Source organism: Microbacterium sp. ARD31, assembly GCF_031844425.1.
In genome coordinates, this window is record NZ_JAUZVE010000006.1 from 17,410 (window position 1) to 35,029 (window position 17,620).

At 70.7% G+C, this 17,620-nt stretch carries 10 protein-coding genes; 1 reads left to right on the forward strand and 9 read right to left on the reverse strand.

All coding sequences use genetic code 11. The annotated features are described in order from the left end of the window. Positions 1-123: 123 nt before the first annotated feature. Both Q9S36_RS17265 and Q9S36_RS17270 read right to left on the reverse strand, forming a co-directional pair. A complete protein-coding gene (locus tag Q9S36_RS17265; protein ID WP_311286199.1) occupies positions 124-3,834 on the reverse strand; it encodes a bifunctional proline dehydrogenase/L-glutamate gamma-semialdehyde dehydrogenase in 3,711 nt (1,236 codons plus the stop codon). 44 nt (positions 3,835-3,878) lie between these two features. Then, positions 3,879-4,439: a thioesterase family protein gene (locus Q9S36_RS17270; RefSeq protein ID WP_064003378.1), complete on the reverse strand. Its 561-nt coding sequence runs from the start codon at positions 4,437-4,439 to the stop codon at positions 3,879-3,881. Between the two features lie 132 nt (positions 4,440-4,571). Here Q9S36_RS17270 and Q9S36_RS17275 point away from each other — a divergent pair, with 132 nt between their 5' ends. Next, positions 4,572-5,081: a GNAT family N-acetyltransferase gene (locus Q9S36_RS17275; protein WP_217528456.1), complete on the forward strand. Its 510-nt coding sequence runs from the start codon at positions 4,572-4,574 to the stop codon at positions 5,079-5,081. 192 nt (positions 5,082-5,273) lie between these two features. On the opposite strand, the gene Q9S36_RS17280 is transcribed toward Q9S36_RS17275, so the two are convergent. The 7 genes from Q9S36_RS17280 to pulA all read right to left on the reverse strand — a co-directional run bounded on the left by Q9S36_RS17280 (position 5,274) and on the right by pulA (position 17,619). Further along, on the reverse strand, positions 5,274-6,998 hold the full coding sequence (locus Q9S36_RS17280) for a cytochrome b/b6 domain-containing protein (RefSeq protein ID WP_311286200.1): 1,725 nt from the start codon (positions 6,996-6,998) through the stop codon (positions 5,274-5,276). A gap of 7 nt (positions 6,999-7,005) precedes the next feature. Then, positions 7,006-7,995 (reverse strand): electron transfer flavoprotein subunit alpha/FixB family protein, encoded by a 990-nt coding sequence (locus Q9S36_RS17285; protein ID WP_253035279.1) that lies wholly within the window; start codon positions 7,993-7,995, stop codon positions 7,006-7,008. An 11-nt stretch (positions 7,996-8,006) separates the two neighbouring features. Continuing rightward, the gene (locus Q9S36_RS17290) at positions 8,007-8,783 is read right to left on the reverse strand and encodes an electron transfer flavoprotein subunit beta/FixA family protein (protein WP_311286201.1); all 777 of its coding nucleotides are present in this window, start codon (positions 8,781-8,783) and stop codon (positions 8,007-8,009) included. Between the two features lie 28 nt (positions 8,784-8,811). Continuing rightward, positions 8,812-9,912 (reverse strand): cell division protein ZapE, encoded by a 1,101-nt coding sequence (gene zapE / locus Q9S36_RS17295; protein WP_311286202.1) that lies wholly within the window; start codon positions 9,910-9,912, stop codon positions 8,812-8,814. Between the two features lie 60 nt (positions 9,913-9,972). Beyond that, complete coding sequence (locus Q9S36_RS17300; protein ID WP_253035276.1) at positions 9,973-10,749, reverse strand: enoyl-CoA hydratase-related protein; 777 nt, start codon at positions 10,747-10,749, stop codon at positions 9,973-9,975. Positions 10,750-10,868: 119 nt separating this feature from the next. Further along, entirely contained in the window at positions 10,869-11,069 is a 201-nt protein-coding gene (locus tag Q9S36_RS17305) for a hypothetical protein (RefSeq protein ID WP_253035275.1), read from the reverse strand. Between the two features lie 313 nt (positions 11,070-11,382). Beyond that, positions 11,383-17,619 (reverse strand): pullulanase-type alpha-1,6-glucosidase, encoded by a 6,237-nt coding sequence (gene pulA, locus Q9S36_RS17310; protein WP_311286203.1) that lies wholly within the window; start codon positions 17,617-17,619, stop codon positions 11,383-11,385. Position 17,620 lies beyond the last annotated feature (1 nt).

Sequence of the window (17,620 nt, forward strand, 5' to 3'; positions counted from 1 at the left end):
TCTCGTGCGCCTCCCCCAGAAGCGCACGAGGACAGTCAACAGGGTGGACGGACGCCGCACCAGAAAGATAAGTTGTTTTCTTCTTCGGATGGATAAATCCGTCGTCGGCCGCCCCGCCCGGTCTCAGATGACGGCTTCGCTCCACCGGTCGGGGTTGCCGAAGCGGTGCGCCGTGATCGTGATCGACTGCTCGCGCAGGAATGGGAGCAGTTCGATCCGCCCGGCCTGCGTGACCTCGTCGGCGTAGACGGCCAGATCCGGATCGCCCGAGATCGCCGCGGCGAGCGCGGTGCGCACCTCGCCCGCCTGCGCCGGCGGCCCCACCAGGCGCACCCGGTCGGCCCGCGCGGGGACGCCCTCCGCGCGGGGCGCCGCCATCCGCGCGATCCAGTCCTCGTCCGATTCGACGAACACCGCCACCTCGAGCGCCCCGAGCGCCTGTCGCACGGTGGCGGGCAGTCCCGCGGGCGTGCTGACGGTGAACGTCGAGCGGGCGCGGACGGCGGCGATGATGGCGCGCACGAGGGTCTGCGGCGCGGCATCCGTCGTCGATCGGATCTCGACGCTCGCCGGACGGTACCGGAAGAGATTGCGCTCGACGCCCAGGTGCGAGACGTCGACGACCTTGCCGAAGGTGCGGTCCCACGCGACGGCGTCGGACAACGCCGCACGGCGCAGCCACTCGAATGCCTCGTAGCTCAGGGCGGGCTGGGCTGCCTCGATGACGTCGGCGATCGACGAGTCGAGCCCCTTGAGGTGCAGCGTCGACGACGCCGCCACCCCCGCGGTCGGCCGCCAGGACCCGAGTCCGACGAGGTGGTTCGGACCGCCGGCCTTCGCGCCGCCGCCGACGGAGGACCGCTTCCAGCCGCCGAACGGCTGACGCTGGACGATCGCACCCGTCGTGCCGCGGTTGACGTAGAGGTTGCCCGCGTCGATCCGGTCGAGCCACACGGCGAGGTCGTCGGGGTTCTGCGTGTAGAGCCCCGCGGTGAGGCCGTAGTCGACCGCGTTCTGCAGCTCGATCGCGTGCTCGAGCGACCGCGCGTGCATGACCCCCAGGACGGGGCCGAAGAACTCCTCGAGGTGCACCCGCGAGCCCGGCTTCACCCCGGTGCGGATGCCGGGGGTCCAGAGCCGTCCGCCGTAGCGCTGGTGCGGCAGTTCGCGCGGCTCGACGAGCCACTCCTCGTCCTCGTCGAGGGTCGTCAGCGCCCAGGCGAGCTTGCCGGTCGGGGCCTCGACGAGGGGGCCGACCTCTGTCAGCGGGTCCTCGGGCGCGCCCACGCGGAGCGAGGTCGCGGCATCCACCAACTGACGGCGAAACCGCTGCGAGCGGGCGACGGGACCGACAAGGATCGCGAGCGAGGCCGCGGAGCATTTCTGTCCCGCGTGGCCGAACGCCGAACGGACGAGATCGGATGCCGCCAGGTCGAGGTCGGCCGAGGGCATCACGATCATGGCGTTCTTGCCGCTCGTCTCGGCCTGCAGGGCGAGGTCCGGACGCCAGGAGCGGAAGAGCGCGGCCGTCTCGAAGGACCCCGTGAGGATGACGCGATCCACCGACGGGTGGGTGATGAGCTGCCTGCCGAGGCCCCCTTCGTCGAGATCGACGAGGGCGAGGATGTCGCGGCCGACGGCGGCGCCGTCCAAGGCCTCCCAGATCGCCTCGGCCACCACCGCCGCGCAGCGGCGCGCCTGGGGCGCGGGCTTGAAGACGACACCCGAGCCCGCCGCGAGGGCGGCGAGCGCACCGCCGGCGGGGATCGCGACCGGGAAGTTCCACGGCGGTGTGACGACCGTCACCCGGTCGGGGACGAAAACGGCACCGCTCACCCGGTCGAGCTCGCGCGCGGTCGCAGCGTAGTAGCGGGCGAAATCGACGGCTTCGCTCACCTCGACGTCGGCCTCGGCGAGGGTCTTGCCGGTCTCGGATGCCGCGACCTCGATCAACTCGGCGCGGCGACGTTCGAGCGCGCTCGCCGCACGGAGGAGGACCTCGGCGCGATCGGCGGCGGGCAGTGAGCCCCACGCGCCGGCCGCCGAACCCACGCGGCCGAGCATGGCTTCGAGTTCGGACTCGGCGCCGATGCGGGCTGCGGCGATCGCGGCATCCCCCGCCGTCGACGACGGGACACGGCCGAGGATCTCGCGCGCCCACGCGCGGTTCGCGGGGAGGGCGGGGTCGGTGTCGGCGGCGTTGCGGAAACCGGGGGCACCCGCCGCTGCGGCGCTCTCGCGCGGCGAGAAGACGGCGGTCTCGACGAACGCGTCGCCGGCGAACCCACCGGGCAGGCCGGCCGGCTGCGTCTCGTCGGGGTCCGCCGGGCGCGCGTCCTTCGCGGCGATGCCGAGGACGACCTGCGTGAGGGCGGCGTCGTCGGAGGGCGCGGGGGCCGCTGCATCCGTCGTCACCGTCACCTCGTCGGCGGCTGCCGCCGTGCGGTCCTGGCGGCGCCGGGGTCCGGTCACCAGCGTGCGGTCGGCGGACCGGTCGATGGATGCCGCGAACCGGTCGCGCTCGCGCACGAACATGGCCCGGTCGTAGGCGAGGTCGAACGCGGCGGAGAGGAAGTTCTCGCTCGAGGCGTTCTCCTCGAGCCGGCGGACGAGGTAGCTGATCGCGACGTCGAACTCGTCGGGCCGCACGACGGGGACGTAGAGCAGCACGTGCCCGACCTCGCGGGCGACGGCCTGCACCTGGCCCTGCGCCATGCCGAGGAGCATCTCGACCTCGACGTCACGCTGCACCCCGCGCTCGCCGGCGAGCAGCCACGCGTACGCGATGTGGAAGAGGTTGTGTCCGGCGACGCCGATCCGCACCGCCTCGGTGTTCTCGGGGCGCAGCGCCTCCTCGAGGCAGCGCACGTAGTTCGCGTCGGTGTCGAGCTTGGAGTCGTAGGGTGCGGTGGGCCAGTCGTGCATGACCGCGTCGACGTGTTCCATCGCGAGGTTCGCACCCTTGACGAGGCGGATCTTGATGCGAGCCCCGCTGGCCGCGACGCGCTCGCGCGCCCACGCGGTGAGCGTTCGGAGGGCGGGGAGCGCGTCGGGCAGGTAGGCCTGCAGCACGATGCCCGCCTCGAGGCCCTTCAGGCGCGGGTCGTCCAGCACCCGCATGAACACGGCCATCGTCAGGTCGAGGTCGCGGTACTCCTCCATGTCGAGGTTGAGGAACGTGCCGTCCTCGGCCGCCGACAGGTAGAGGGGGCGCAGCCGCTCGACGACGCGATCCACGATCTCGTCGAACGCCCACATCGAGAGGTGGCTCGCGATCGCCGAGACCTTCACCGAGACGTAGTCGACATCGTCGCGCCGGACGAGCTCGTGGATCCCCTCGAGGCGTCGGAGGGCCTCGGCCTCACCGAGCACCGCCTCGCCGAGGAGGTTGAGGTTGAGACGCGCCCCCGACTCGCGCAGGGTCTGCAGCGCGGGACCGAGCTTGTCGGGCCGGGCGTCGACGATGAGGTGACCCACCATCTCGCGCAGCACGCGGCGGGCGATGGGGACGACGGGCGTCGGGAGGACGGGGGCGACGACGCCGCCCGTCCGCACGGCTGCCCGGAGGTACCAGGGCAGGAAGGCGGGGGCGAGCGGCGCGACACGCTGCAGGTTGGTGGCCGCGGCGGTGAGGGACTCCGGTCGCATCACCCCGTCGACGAAGCCGAGGGTGAACGGCAGTCCGTTCGGGTCCTTCAACACCCCCGCCAGACGCTCGGCCGACGGGTCGACGGTGACCTCGGCGGATTCGGCGACCCAGCGCTCCGCGAGGGCGATGGCCCGCTCGGCGAGGTCGGAGGAGGGCGCTTGTGGCGCGACAGAGCTGTCCGACATGACGCTCAGCCTATGCGCGCCTCCGGCCGCCGGGGCGGGACACGCTAGGGCCAGATACTGGGCGCCTCGGCACGGGTCGAGGGAAGAGCGGATGCCGCGGCCCAGTCGTGGATCCACTGCGGGATCTCGGGCAGGGTGTCCGGCCGGTGGAGCGCGTCGAACAGCTCCTCGAGGGGCACGATGCCGCCGGACTTGCGCAGGAACCGGACACGCAGGACCATCTCCGCGTAGATCTCACCGTCGACGACGGCGCGGTGCATCTGGAAGACCGACTTGTCGTCGTGGCCGATGATCCGGGTCTCGACCGTGAAGCGCTGCCACAGCTGCAGGGACTTGCGGAACGTGACCGTCTCGCTCGCGACGACGCCGTACCAGCCGCGCTCGTCCATCGTCTGCCAGATGCCGGTGCGGGTGAGCAGGTCGAACCGGCCGAGGTCGAACAGCGAGGCGTAGCGACCGTTGTTCATGTGGCCGAGCAGGTCGATGTCGGTCGGCAGGGTCCGCAGCCGGATCCGGCCCACCGCGTCGGGCGGGAGGGGCCCGCGGCGGCGGTACAGCACCCGCGCGCGCATCAGGGTCAGCAGGGTCCGCCACCATACGTTCACGAGGCGCGAGCCTAGTCATGGTCACGCGTACAGTGCGGCATCCGTTGTCGCTCTCCGACAGTCGACGGGCCGTGCGCGCGGGGGCGACCCTGTCGATTTCACGATCCGTCGGGCCGTGCGTAGAGTCTGGCCATGGACCCCGAACTCCAGACCGACATCGTCGTCCGTCCCGTTCGCGATGTGGATGCCGAAGCCCTCGGTCGCGTGCATGCGACGTGCTGGCACGAGACCTACGACCACCTCATCAGCAAGGCAGCGCTCGAGAACGTGTCGGCCCGCCGCCTCGCCGAACTGTGGACGCACTGGGCCCAGCAGGGTCCCGATTTCCGCATGGTCGCCGCTCTCGTCGGCGGCGAGATCGTGGGATTCGCCGGCTCCGGCCCCGCCCGCGACCGCGACGCGCCCCGCAACCGCGAGCTCTACTTCATCTACCTGCTCGACGCGTGGCACGGCACCGGCATCGGCCAGCGCCTGTTCGACGCCGTCGTCCCGGACGATGAGACCGAACTGTACCTGTGGGTCGCCGAGGACAACCCCCGCGCCCACCGCTTCTACACCCGCAACGGGTTCGCCCTCGACGGGGCGAGCCACACCGAACCCTTCCTCGGCGAGACGCTGACGGAGGTCCGCTTCGTGCGCTGACGCACGCTCGGAGACTCGACGGCGCGGCATCCCGACTCGGATGCCGCGCCGTCGACCGTTTCGGGGGTGTGGGGGTCGGCCGTGACGTCTGCACGATCGCCGGGGCTGGTGTGAACTCGCGCGCCGGATGTGGCCGCACGCGCACCTCGCGCCGTGCATCCGTCACCGATGCGGATGCCGCACGGCGCCGGGTCAGCGGCTCTTGACCTCGCCGAACAGGCGGGCGATCGGGGCGACGACGAGCGGGCGCATCGCGACGTAGGCCGCGACGACGACCGCGATCGACAGGGCGAAAAGCCAGAAGCCGGTCCAGTTGTCGGCATAGGCGTCCGGATCGGTCGATCCCTGCGCCGCGTACATGTGGTTCAGGTTGCGCAGCGCCCCGGTCGAGAGCACCAGCAGAACATGGACGGCGATGAACGCGACGAAGTAGAGCATCGTCGGGAAGTGCAGCTTGCGAGCCCACTCGACGGGGTAGACGCGGTTCAGCATCGCCGCCTGCTTCGGCCACATCGCACTCATCCGGTATCCGGTGAGCGCGGCGACGGGTGCGGCGATGAAGATCGTCGTGAAGTAGGCGAGCTGCTGCAGCGCGTTGTAGTTGACCCACCCGTTCTCGGTCGGCCAGTCGAGGGAGACGTACTGCAGGGCGGCGGACAGCGCGTTCGGGAACACCTCCCACGACGTCGGGATCACCCGCATCCACTGACCGGTCGCGAAGAGCAGGATGACGAAGATCAGGCCGTTGGCCAGCCACAGGATGTCGAGGGCCTGGTGCAGCCAGAGCGTGAGGCTCATGCGGCGCTTGCGGTCCTTCTTGGAGATCCACATGGCGGCCGGGCGCTTCTCGGAGCGGACCTGCAGGCCGGTGCGGATGATCAGCACCATGAAGAACGCGTTGAGGAAGTGCGACCAGTTCAGCCAGGCGGGGAAGCCGACGGGCGCACCCTCGGGCAGGTGGTACTCGCCGGGGTAAGTGGCGAGGAAGTCCTGCAACGGTTCGAGGCTGAGGATCCAGCGCACCGCGAGCACCGCCATCGCCGCGGCGTAGAGGATCGCACCTCCCCCGAGGACGACGACTCCCGCCCACTGCGCCTTCGTGAACGGACCGATGCGCGCGGGTTCCGGCCGGGGCGCGGGGCGGCGGGCGACGCCCGCGTGCGCGAGCGGGCGCTCGGCGAGCGGGGGGCGCGGGGCGTCGGGGGTGGCCTCCGGCTCGGGCGCGGGCGCGGGCTCCGGCGCTGGCTCGGGTGCGGGGGCGGGCTCCAAGGACGCCGAGACTGCAGGCTCGCGCCGAGACTGCGGCGCGAGATCGCTGTCTCGGCCCCCACGTGCAGTCTCGCGGGAGGTGGGGGGCGGGGCGGGCGTGGTCTCGGCGGGAGGCCAGGCGTCGCCGCCGACGGCGCGCGGAAGGCCGCGGCGGACCGCGACGGATGCGGCGACGGGCGCGCTCTCGGGGGTCGCCGGCCGCGGGTCGTCGGCGGGGTGGGGCGCTGATGCCGCTGCGGATGCGGTTGCGTCCGCGTCCGGGCGACGCTCGGCCTGTGCTGCGCCTTCGGCCATCGCCGGGCCGGTGGATGCGGGCGGCCAGGGCTCGCCGCCCGGGGTTCGCGGCAGTCCGCGTCGTGTCGCGGTCGCGGGGGCCGAGGCGTGGTGCGAGGCGACCGCATCCTCCGTTGTCGTCGACCCGGAAGCCCGTGTCGCGGACTCAGCCGACGCTGTCGTCGCGGAGTCGGTGGGCGGCGCCACCTCGTCGGGGACCGAAGCCGCGCCCGCATCGGCGAGCTGAGCCGCAGCTCCATCGGCGACCGGTGCCGCGGCTGCGTCGGCGACCGGAGCCGACCCCGCCGGAGGCCAGGGCTCCCCGCCGCTGGCGCGCGGCAGACCTCGGCGCACGGTGCGTGCGTACGTCGCCATCCCGCTCCTACTTCTTCTTCGCCTCGAGCGCCGCGATCAGCTGCGGCACCACGGTGAACACGTCACCGACGACGCCGAAATCAGCGATGTCGAAGATCGGCGCATCTCCATCTTTGTTCACGGCGACGATGGTCTTCGCCGTCTGCATGCCGGCCTTGTGCTGGATGGCACCCGAGATGCCGAGCGCGATGTACAGCTGCGGCGAGACCGAGACGCCGGTCTGGCCGACCTGGTACGAGTAGGGCACGTAGCCGGCGTCGACCGCGGCGCGCGACGCACCAACCGCCGCGCCGAGCACATCGGCGAGCTGCTCGACGAGGGCGAACTTCTCGCCCGAACCGAGTCCGCGACCACCCGACACGACCTTCGTCGCTCCCCGCAGCTCCGGACGGGTCGAGGTGACGGTCGCCTCTTCGAACCCCGTGATGGTGGCCGCCGGCGCACCGGATGCCGTCACCTCGAGCGGCACCACCCGCGGCGCGGTGACCGCCTCGGCGCGGTGTTCGACAGCGCCCTGACGCACCGTGACCACGAGCGGCCCGAAGGTCGCCGCACCGGTGACCGTGTAGGCGCCGCCGTACACGGAGTGCTCCGCGAGCACACCCTCCTCGTCGCGTGCGACACCGACGGCATCGACGCACAGCGCCGCGGACGTGCGCGCCGCGAACCTGCCGGCGACGTCGCGCCCCTCGATCGAGTTCGACACCAGCACCGCATCGGGCTGGACGAGGGCGGATGCCGCGGCGAGCGCGTCGACGACGGGCACCGTGAGCGCGGTGTCGGCGCCCCCGAGCCCGCAGACGAGCACGGTCGCCGCGCCGCGCTGACCGGCGGCCTCGGCGAGAGCGGCGTGACGCGACTCGTCGGCGACGATCAGCGCAACGGGCGAGCCGACGCGTGCGGCGGCGCCGAGGAGGCCGGCGGCCGACGCGGCGAGGTCGCCGGAGGGGGTGACATCGAGCCACACCAGGACGGAATCTGCAGCGAAATCGGTCATCGCGGTGCTCCTCAGACCAGTCGGTTCTCGATGAGGTAGGCGGCCAGCTTCTCGCCGGCATCCCCCTCGTCGGTGATCTTGACCCCGGCGGTGCGGGGCGGCTTCTCGGCGATGGTCGTCATGATCGACTGCGGCGCGGCCCCGGGGTCGACGTCGACGCCGAGGTCGGCGAGCGTCAGCGTCTCGAACGGCTTCTTCTTCGCCGCCATGATCCCCTTGAAGTTGGGGAAGCGGGCGTCCGGGAGCGCCTCGGTGATGGAGATCACCGCAGGGAGTTCCGCGGTGACGCGGGCGGTGCCGAAGTCCGTGGCGCGCGTTCCCTGGACGGACTCGGCGGAGATCTCGACGGATGAGAGCGCGGTCGCCTGGGGTACGCCGAGGTGCTCGGCGAGCATGGCCGGGAGCACGCCGCCGGCGCCGTCCGTCGACAGGTTGCCGGTGATCACGAGGTCGAAGCCGGTGCGGGTGATCGCGGCGGCCAGCGTGCGGGCGGTGACACCGAGATCAGCGCCCGCGAGCGCCTCGTCGACGATGTGGACAGCCGACGCCGCGCCCATCGCGAGAGCCTTCCGGATCGACGCCGTCGCGGCATCCGAGGCCATCGACATCACGACGACCTCCGTGTCGGCGTTCTTCTCTGCGTACGACAGCGCCACCTCGAGCGCACGCTCGCCGATCTCGTCGAGAACACGCTCGGAGGCGCCACGGTCGGCCAGCCCCGTCTCGAGATCCAGCTTGCGGTCGCCGTACGTGTCCGGCACCTCTTTCACCAGGACGACGATCTTCATTGACTCCTCCTCGACATCGCATCCGAGTCTACGGTCGGCGTCCGCGGGACGCAGTGTCACGGGGCGAGCAGTTCGGTCCCACGCGTCGCGCGCCGAGCGCGCGGAGCCGGCTGAGCGCCCGGTCGGCGTCGAGAGGAACGTGCGCGGCCTGGCGCAGGGTGTCGAACGACGCATGCGCGTGAACGACGAATCGCACGTCGTGGTCGTAGAGCACGTCGACGAGGGTTGTGAAGCGCATGAGGGGTTCGCGGCGCACCGTGGCGAGGTCGGGCACCGACCGGAGCGTGAGCTCGGAGTACCGGTCGGCGAGCGACTGATACTGCCGCACGCCGACGGGCGCCTCACACAGGTCAGCGAAGTCGAACGTGACCTGCGCGCCTTCCGCGGAGAGTGCCGGCAGCGGGATGCCGTCGGCGTGCAGCACCACGCCGGTGTCGGCGCTCCGCGCGTCGGCGCTCCGCGCGTCGGCGGCCGAGCCGACCCGCCAGACGCCCGAGGCGAATCGCGTGTGCGCGTCGGCGCCGGCGGTCCGGTGATCGGGACCGTCGCCGATCGGGACGACGGCGAAGGACGACTCGATCCGCGCGATCGCGGGGAGGAATCGGTCATGGAGTCGCGGATCGGGGAGGAGGTCGGCGGGGGCGTAGTTGCTGGTGGCGATGAGGGGGATGCCGTCGTCGGCGGTGACGTTCAGCAGCGCGTCGAGGTAGACGGCATCCGCGACATCATGCACATGGAACTCGTCGACCAAGAGGACACGCACGCCGTGCAGGAGGCGGCGCAGCACGATGGCGGGGGCCTTCCAATCGCGGACCAGCTCGGCCTGCAGCCGTCGGAACAGCTCGTTGAGGTGCAGCCGGAGCACCGGCTCGGGCCGGAACGCGGCCAGGTACCGCTCGGCGAGCATCGACTTGCCGCGACCGACGCCGCCCCAGAGGTACACGTTGCCGGTCGACGCGGCGGCGATCGCCTGGACGGCGTCACGCTGCGCGGGATCGAGATCGAGGTCGTCGGTGTCCGCGACGAACCGCGCGGCGACCGCGGGAGTGAAGGCTGGCCGGACGCGCTCGGAGAGCTCGTCTGCGGGCTGGACGCGCTCGGGGAGCTCGTCTGCGGCGCGATCAGTCACGCCACCATGCAATCACGCCCCGCAGAACCTCGAGCGGCGGCCGCCGCACAAGCGCAGCGCTCAGCGGTGCGTGAACCCGGGCGCGCGCTTCTCGCGGAAGGCGGCCATGCCCTCCTTCTGGTCCGCGGTGTCGAACAGTCCCGCGAACGCGTGCTTCTCGTAGCGCAGGCCCTCCGCCAGCGTCGACTCCAACGCGACGTCGAGCGCCTCGGTGGCGGCGTACAGCGACGGCAGCGACTTCGCCGCAATCGTCTCCGCCGTCCGCTGCGCGTCGTCGAGGAGGTCGGCAGCCGGCACCACTCGGGAAACGAGCCCGGCGCGCTCCGCCTCCTCCGCCCCGAAGTGACGCCCGGTCAGGATGAGTTCGGCCGCTTTGAACGACCCGACCGCGCGCGTCAGCCGCTGCGTCCCGCCCATCCCCGGGATCACACCAAGACCGATCTCCGGCTGCCCGAACGTCGCGGTGTCCGCCGCAAGGATGATGTCGCACATCATCGCCAACTCGCACCCTCCGCCGAGCGCATAGCCCGACACGGCGGCGATGACGGGCGTGCGCACCGCCGCGAAGCGGGCCCACCCGCCGAAGTGGTCGCCCATCAGCATCTCGCTGCCGCTCAGCGCTTCCATCTCCTTGATGTCGGCGCCCGCGGCGAAGGCCCGCTCGCTGCCCGTCACGACGATCGCGCCGATGCCGGCGTCGGCGTCGAACGCCTCCGCGGCATCCACCACGTCGCGCATGACCTGCACGTTCAGGGCATTCAGCGCCTCGGGTCGGTTCAGAGTGATCCAGCCGACGCGTCCTCGCGCCGCCGTCACGATGGTCTGGTAATCGGTCATGCCCTTATCGTCGCAGACGCCGCCCGACACAGATCGGATGCCGATCGGCATCCAGGCCCCGTAGTGCTCGCGCAACTTCGTTTCCGGTGTACTCCTCGCTCGTGGTGTTGCCCACCCACTCAAAGCTCGATGTCGCCGAGGTAGCCGAGGTCGGCTGCGAGTTCGGGCCAAATGACGGTGTTGCTCGAGCCCTGGTAGCGGAGCGTCCTCGTCTGCTCGGCGGGGTCCGCAGCCCCGGCGGAGGCCACGCAGCCGCTGGAGGCAAGGACGGCGGCGGCGAGCACGGCAAGGGTGCTGACGCGGGTGAGAGTGCGTGCCATGGATGCTCCTGTGGGTCGGTTCGGAAAGCTCGTGGAGACGAGTGAACCGACCCGATCAGGGGCGTGCGAGCGGCCGTGTCACACGCGGCCGCATCACGTCGAACGGCGTGATGAACTGCAATACGGCGAAACATCGCCTCGACGCGGCAGGGCGCGCGTCAGCGTTCGTTGCCGCGGCGGTAGACGTGGATCTCGCCCGACTTCGTCGCGCGCCACGCGAAGGGCTCGTAGCCGTCGGGCGTGCTCGCAGACATGCCGTCAGTCAACCATCGCCGGGCCGCGGGGACGACACACCCGCGACCCGGCAAGGGGTTCAAGCCGCCGCGTCGACCCGGGGTCGGCGGCGGAACTGTGTGACGAGGCCGAACGCGACCAGTGCGGCGCCGATGACGACGACGAAGCCGACCGGGAACGAGCCACCCGTCGAGGCGAGGCTGCCCGCCTCGACGACCTCGACCGCGGCGCTGAGCGGCGATTCGCCGGCCGTGCGCACGATGAGGGTGTGATCGCCGACTTCGAAGTCGTCGGGGATGTCGATCGCGAACGTCACACGACCGTCGGCGTCTGCGGCGGGGATGCCGGTGACGACGATCGGGTCGCTGTTCAGCGTCGCCTCGATCTGCTGGCCGGGCGTGAGACCGGAGACGGTCACCTGAAGCGTGCCGCCCTGCTCGACGACACCCGAGCCGACGTCGATCGACGCCCACGCGCCGTCGCCGTCGCCAGAACCGTCGCCATCGCCAGAACCCTCGCCATCGCCAGAACCGTCGCCGTCGCCGTCGCCATCACCATCGCCGCCGTCGCTGGAGCCGTCGGCATCCTTCTCGACGAGCACCGCGACGGTCCGCGCGGGCACCGTGATCGTGCCCGAAGCGGTCGCCCACTCGGTCTCGCGCACGACGTCGTCGCTGCCACCGGCGAGCGCCGGGGTGAGGGCGAACTCGCGACCGGCGAGCGCGTCGATCTGCTGCGTCGTCGCCTCGGGCGACGCGTTGAAGACCACGAGTGCGCCGTCGAGTTCGGCATCCACATCGACACCTACGGTGTCGTCGATCTGCATCACGACGACACCCGGGGTGGCGGCGGTGCCGCTGTTCGGGAACGACACCTTCTGACCGATGAGGTCGGCCGATCCCAGACGCAGCAGCCCCACCTCGGAGCGCACGCGCAGCAGGTCGAGGGCCTGCGCCTCGGCCGTGGCGATGTCGGATGCCGCGGGCTTCAGCGCCGGGTCGGCCAGCAGCGGCTGCATGATCGACCACTTCTCGCCGTTGTCGGCCTCGCGCGGCAGACCCGACCCGAAGGTCGACTCCTGCCCGGTCCAGTCGATGCGGTTGAACCAGTCTCCCGAGTTGTAGCTGTTGCGGTCGAGCGACTTCGAGCGGAGCAGCTCGGTGCCCGCGTGCCAGAACGACGGGGTCTGCGACAGGGTCGCGGTCGCCAGCGACAGCGTGTTCATGCGCACACGGTCGGCCATCGAGGTCTCGCGCGGAAGCTTGAGCACCGACAGGTCGTACAGCGTCTCGTTGTCGTGCGCGTCGACGTAGGTGATGACCTCGTCGGGCTGATCGGCGTAGCCGGCCGACTGGCCGTTGTAGTCGAGCTCTGCGCCCGTCTTCTCGGCGCCGGTGTGATCGGTCAGCGAGAACCCGCTGAGGTTGCCGGCAAGACCCAGCTTGACCAGATCGGTCTGGTGACCGAGCGCCTCGAGCGCCTCTTCGGCCGTGCCGTTGATCGGGTCGCCGTTGGGGTCGGTGCCGCGGCCGGTGCCGAAGCCCTGTACGAACGTCGACCCGCTGTCGACCGGGCTGCCGCCGTGCACGGCGTCGCGCAGCCGGTCGCTGAAGGTGCCGATGCCGGTGCCGCCGAGGTTGCCCTGCGTCGCCTGCTCGAACAGTGCGCCGCCGGCGACCTCGCCGAAGTCCCAGCCCTCGCCGTACAGGTAGATCTGCGAACCGTCGACGCCGTCCTTCTTGAGCGTCAGCTCGTCGAGCGCCTCGCGGACGGCGAGCATGTTCTCCTTCGAGTGGTGCCCCATGAGGTCGAACCGGAAACCGTCGACCTTGTAGTCGCGTGCCCACGTGACCACGGAGTCGACCATGAGCTTCTCGGCCACCTTGTGCTCGGTCGCCACGTTCTCGCAGCACGTCGAGGTCTCGACGGCGCCGGCGGCGTTGAGGCGGTGGTAGTAGCCCGGCACGATCTGGTCGAGCACCGACTTCTCACCCTGACCGGACTGCGCCGTGTGGTTGAAGACCTGGTCGAGCACGACCTGCAGGCCCATGTCGTGCAGCGCACCCACCATCGAGCGGAACTCGCCCACGCGCGCCCCGCCCTCGGGGTCGGTCGCGTACGAGCCCTCGGGGGTCGAGAAGTGGTACGGGTCGTAGCCCCAGTTGAAGCCGTCGGCATCCACGACTGCTTCGACGCACGCCTGCTGCTGGTCGCTGTCGGGCGCCATCGAGGCCAGGTCGCAGTCGGGGGTCGCCTGCGCGGCGCGGTTCTCTTCGATCGTCGCGATGTCGAACGAGGGAAGCAGGTGCACCGTGTTGATGCCGGCATCCACCAGCTCGCGCAGCTGCTCGGTTCCGGCGCTGTCGCGCGTAAAGGCCAGGTACGTGCCGCGCTCTTCCTCGGGCACCGTCTCGTCGGTGATCGAGAAGTCGCGGATGTGGAGCTCGTAGATCGCACGGTCAACCGGACGGGCCACCTCGGGCGACTCGGTCTTGCGCCACTGCTGCGGCTGCCACGCCTTGTCGTCGAGGTCGATCGCGACCGAGCGCACCGAGTTCTCGGTGAGACCCAGCGAGTACGGGTCGGTGACCTCGTTCGTCTCGATCGCACCCGTCGACGGCGCGTATACGACGACCTCCCAGCGGTACTCGTCGCCCTTCAGCGCGTTCTTGCCCGCGACAGCCCACACACCCGATGCGGCATCGAAGGCGGCTTCGTGGCGCTGCGGGTCGCCCTCGGATCCGGCGTCCCACGTGAGCAGGGTCGCCTGCTGCGCGGTCGGGGCCCACAGGCGGAAGGTGGGCTTGTTGCCCTTGAACGTGACACCAAGGTCGGTGTCGGCGACGGCGTCGGCGTAGAGGTCGTCGAGCACCCCCGGCACCTGCACGCCCGTGAAGGCGGTGAGCGAACCGTCGTCGGCGCGCTGGGCGACCATCAGCTGGCCGCGCAGCAGTTCGGCGACGGCGGCACGGTCGAGCCCGTCGACGCGCAGCGCCGTGTACGACGCCAGCGCCGGGAAGCGCTCCTTCTGCTCGTCGCTCAGACCGCCGTCGACGACGGTCAGCTCGACCGGCTCGCCGCCCGCGACATCGCCGTCGGCGATCGCCAGTTCGGCCGCCTGCGAGCCGTACAGCTGCCACGCCGTGCCCTCGCCGAGGTCGGCGGGCCAGGCGATGGTGTCTGCGTCGATCCAGTGCGCGCGCGACTCGCCGATACCCTCCAGCGGCGGGTCGGCGACCTCGATCTCGAGCACGTGGGTCTCGAGGGTGTAGCGGAACACGACACGCTTGCCCTCGGTGGCGCTGAACGCGATGTTCACGCCGTCACGCGCACCGTCCTGGCCATAGTTCTCGGTCCAGCTGAGTCCGTGCGCGACCTTCAGCTCGTAGGAGCCGGTCGGGATGCTGCTGGTCGAGAACTCGTAGACGCCGTCACCGTCGCCGTCGAACATGAGACTGCGCAGGCAGTCGGGCGCCCAGTCGCCGGCGCAGCCGAGCGATGCCTGGAACGAACCGGGCAGGGTGACGATGGGGCCGTCTGCGGTCGACTGCACGAGTTTGGTGCGCGGGTCGAAGTAGAACGTGATGGGGCCGCCTTCGTGGCTGAGCGCGAGGTTCGAACCGCCCGCGACGCCGCCGGCGCCGTAGTTCTCGTCCCAGCTGCGCTCGGTGGCGACCTTGTATTCGTAGTCACCCGCGGGCAGGTCGACCGTGAGGGTCCAGATGCCGTCGACGAGGGTCATCTGCGCCTGGTCGCAATCGGGCGCCCAGTCGCCGGCGCAGCCCATCTCGGAGTTGAGGCTGCCGGGAATGCTGACGGCGTCGTAGTTCGTGACCTCTTCGGGCTCTTCCGGCTCTTCGGCCTCGGCCGCGACGGCGACGCGGTTGCCGACCGATGCGTAGGTCGAGGCGGCCGAGCGGTTGCCCGCGGCATCCGTCGACACGGCTCGGTACTCGACGAGCGTGCCCGCGGTCAGGCCGTCGACGTCGTGGAAGACGCGGGGCTCGGTGTCTTCGGCAGTGCCCAGCGGCGTCCACTCGTCGTCGCCGACGACGCGCCACGAGAAGCTGGTCTCGCGCCAGGCCTGGTCGGCGGTCGCGGCGACGGCCACCGAACCGCTGAGCCCGGCACCTGCCTCGGGCACGGTCACGGCCAGCTCGGCCGCGGCCTCGGGCGCCGTGACGGTCGCGTCGGCCCGCAGCACGACCGCACCCAGTGCGGGCACGGTGACGGATGCGATGGCATCCGCACCCGACTCGGTCGCAGCGCCGCCGCCGTAGACAGGGCTGAACGAGGCGTCGGCCGTCAGCGTCGTGACGTCGACCGTCTTCTCGCTGTCGGTGTTGTTGAGCGCGACGAGGTACTCGACCTGCTCGTCGCGGTCGACCCGCGAGAAGGCGTACACGCCGTCGCCCGCGAGGCGTTCGATCTGCGCGCCGTCAACGAGCGCGGGATGCTGCTCGCGCAGCTGCGACAGCTCGGCGATGCGGGTGTAGATCGACGTGTCGGTGTCGAACCGGTCGACCGAGCCGACGGTCTCGCCATCAATGAGCGTCTGGTTCTGGTACTCCTCGACCTGGCTGGCGAACAGCGTCTGGCGGGCGCTCTTGTCGTTGCCGGGCGAAACACCGGTGAAGCCCTGCTCGTCGCCGTAGTAGACGACCGGCTGACCGCGGGTGAGGAACATGAGGTCGTGGGCCAGGAGGTCGCGCGCCTCGGCGTTGTCAGCATCCTTCAGGTAGTAGCCGATGCGGCCCATATCGTGGTTGCCGAGGAAGGTCGGCAGGGCGGTCGCCGACGAGTCGGGCGTCGTGTAGCGGTCGTCGCCTGCGAACAGGTTCTGCAGCACGGTCGACTTGCCGCCCTTGGCGAAGCTCGTCGCCGCCGACTGGAACGCGAAGTCGAGCACCGAGCTCATGTCGGTCTTGCGCACGTAGGGCGACAGCAGCGCCGGGTCGGCGTCGTAGACCTCGCCGAACATGAAGAAGTCCGGCTTGCCCGCGGCGTGCGCGTAGTCGAGCACCTCGGTGGACCACTCCTGCCAGAACTCGAAGTTCACGTGCTTGGCGGTGTCGATGCGGAAGCCGTCGATGCCGAGGTCGATCCAGTCCTGGTACACGTCGACGAACCCGCTGACGACGTCGGGGTGCTCGGTCATCAGGTCATCGAGGCCCGAGAAGTCACCGTAGGTGGTGGACTCACCGCTGTAGGTCGAGTCACCGCGGTTGTGGTACAGCGTCACGTCGTTGAGCCACGCCGGCACCTTGACGTCTGCTTCGCTCTCGTCGACCTGGGGCGTGTACGGGAACGAGGTCGCGGCGTCGAGTGCGGGGAAGTCTCCCGTGCCGGCGTAATCGCCCGGGTCGAACGCGGTGCCGTCGGCATCGGTGTACGGAGACGTCGCCTGGTCGATGTAGGCGTACTCGCCCTCTTCGTACGAGATGACGTCGGCGGTGTGGTTGGTGATGATGTCGAAGTAGACCTTGATGCCGCGGTCATGGGCGTCGGCGATGAGCGCCTCGAGTTCGGCGTTCGTGCCCAGGTGCGGGTCGATCTGCGTGAAGTCGGTCACCCAGTAGCCGTGGTAGCCGGCGCTGGCGTCGGCTCCGGTGCCCTGCACGGGCTTGTTCTTGAAGCTCGGGGTCAGCCAGATGGCGGTCGTGCCGAGACCTTCGATGTAGTCGAGGTTCTCGTGGAGACCGGCCAGGTCACCACCGTTGAAGAAGCCCTTGTCTGTGGGGTCGAAGCCGGTCGCGAGGCGGTCGCCGGTGAGGCCGCCCTCGTCGTTCGACGTGTCGCCGTTGGCGAAGCGGTCGGTCATGACGAAGTAGAACTGCTCGCCGTCGCCCGCCTGGCGCACCGGGTCTGCCAGCAGTGCCGCATCGGCGTCTTCGTAGCCGCCCGCGAGGCCCGTCGCTTCGAGCCCGACGCGGTTCGTCGCGGAATCGAAGACGAAGCGTAGCGTCGCATCGCCAGCGATCGTCAACGGAATGTTGTCGCCGCCGCCGTCGAGGCCGTAGGAGACATCCCAGGTGTCGTCGAGTGCGACCTTGTACTCGTAGGTGCCCGCGGGCACCTCGAACTCCGCCGCGAAGACGCCCGCAGTCTCCGTCTCGACCAGTTCGGTCGCGGCGCACTCGGGCTGCCAATCGGCGGAGCAGCCGAGCTCGTCCTGCAGGCTGCCGACGATCGCATACGTGTGATCGGCGGCAGCCACCGGCGTCGCCGCGAGGACGATGCCACCCGAGACGACGAGCGTGGCTGAGACCGCGGCGGCAGCTGCGCGGCGGAGGGGGGCGGGGGTCGGCTGTGACACG

Coding starts and splice junctions, on each gene's coding strand:
- Q9S36_RS17285 (WP_253035279.1), bottom strand. CDS start 7,995: ATGACCGATTTCGCTGCAGATTCCGTCCTGGTGTGGCTCGATGTCACC.
- Q9S36_RS17290 (WP_311286201.1), bottom strand. CDS start 8,783: ATGAAGATCGTCGTCCTGGTGAAAGAGGTGCCGGACACGTACGGCGAC.
- Q9S36_RS17275 (WP_217528456.1), top strand. CDS start 4,572: ATGGACCCCGAACTCCAGACCGACATCGTCGTCCGTCCCGTTCGCGAT.
- Q9S36_RS17280 (WP_311286200.1), bottom strand. CDS start 6,998: ATGGCGACGTACGCACGCACCGTGCGCCGAGGTCTGCCGCGCGCCAGC.
- Q9S36_RS17305 (WP_253035275.1), bottom strand. CDS start 11,069: ATGGCACGCACTCTCACCCGCGTCAGCACCCTTGCCGTGCTCGCCGCC.
- Q9S36_RS17300 (WP_253035276.1), bottom strand. CDS start 10,749: ATGACCGATTACCAGACCATCGTGACGGCGGCGCGAGGACGCGTCGGC.
- Q9S36_RS17265 (WP_311286199.1), bottom strand. CDS start 3,834: ATGTCGGACAGCTCTGTCGCGCCACAAGCGCCCTCCTCCGACCTCGCC.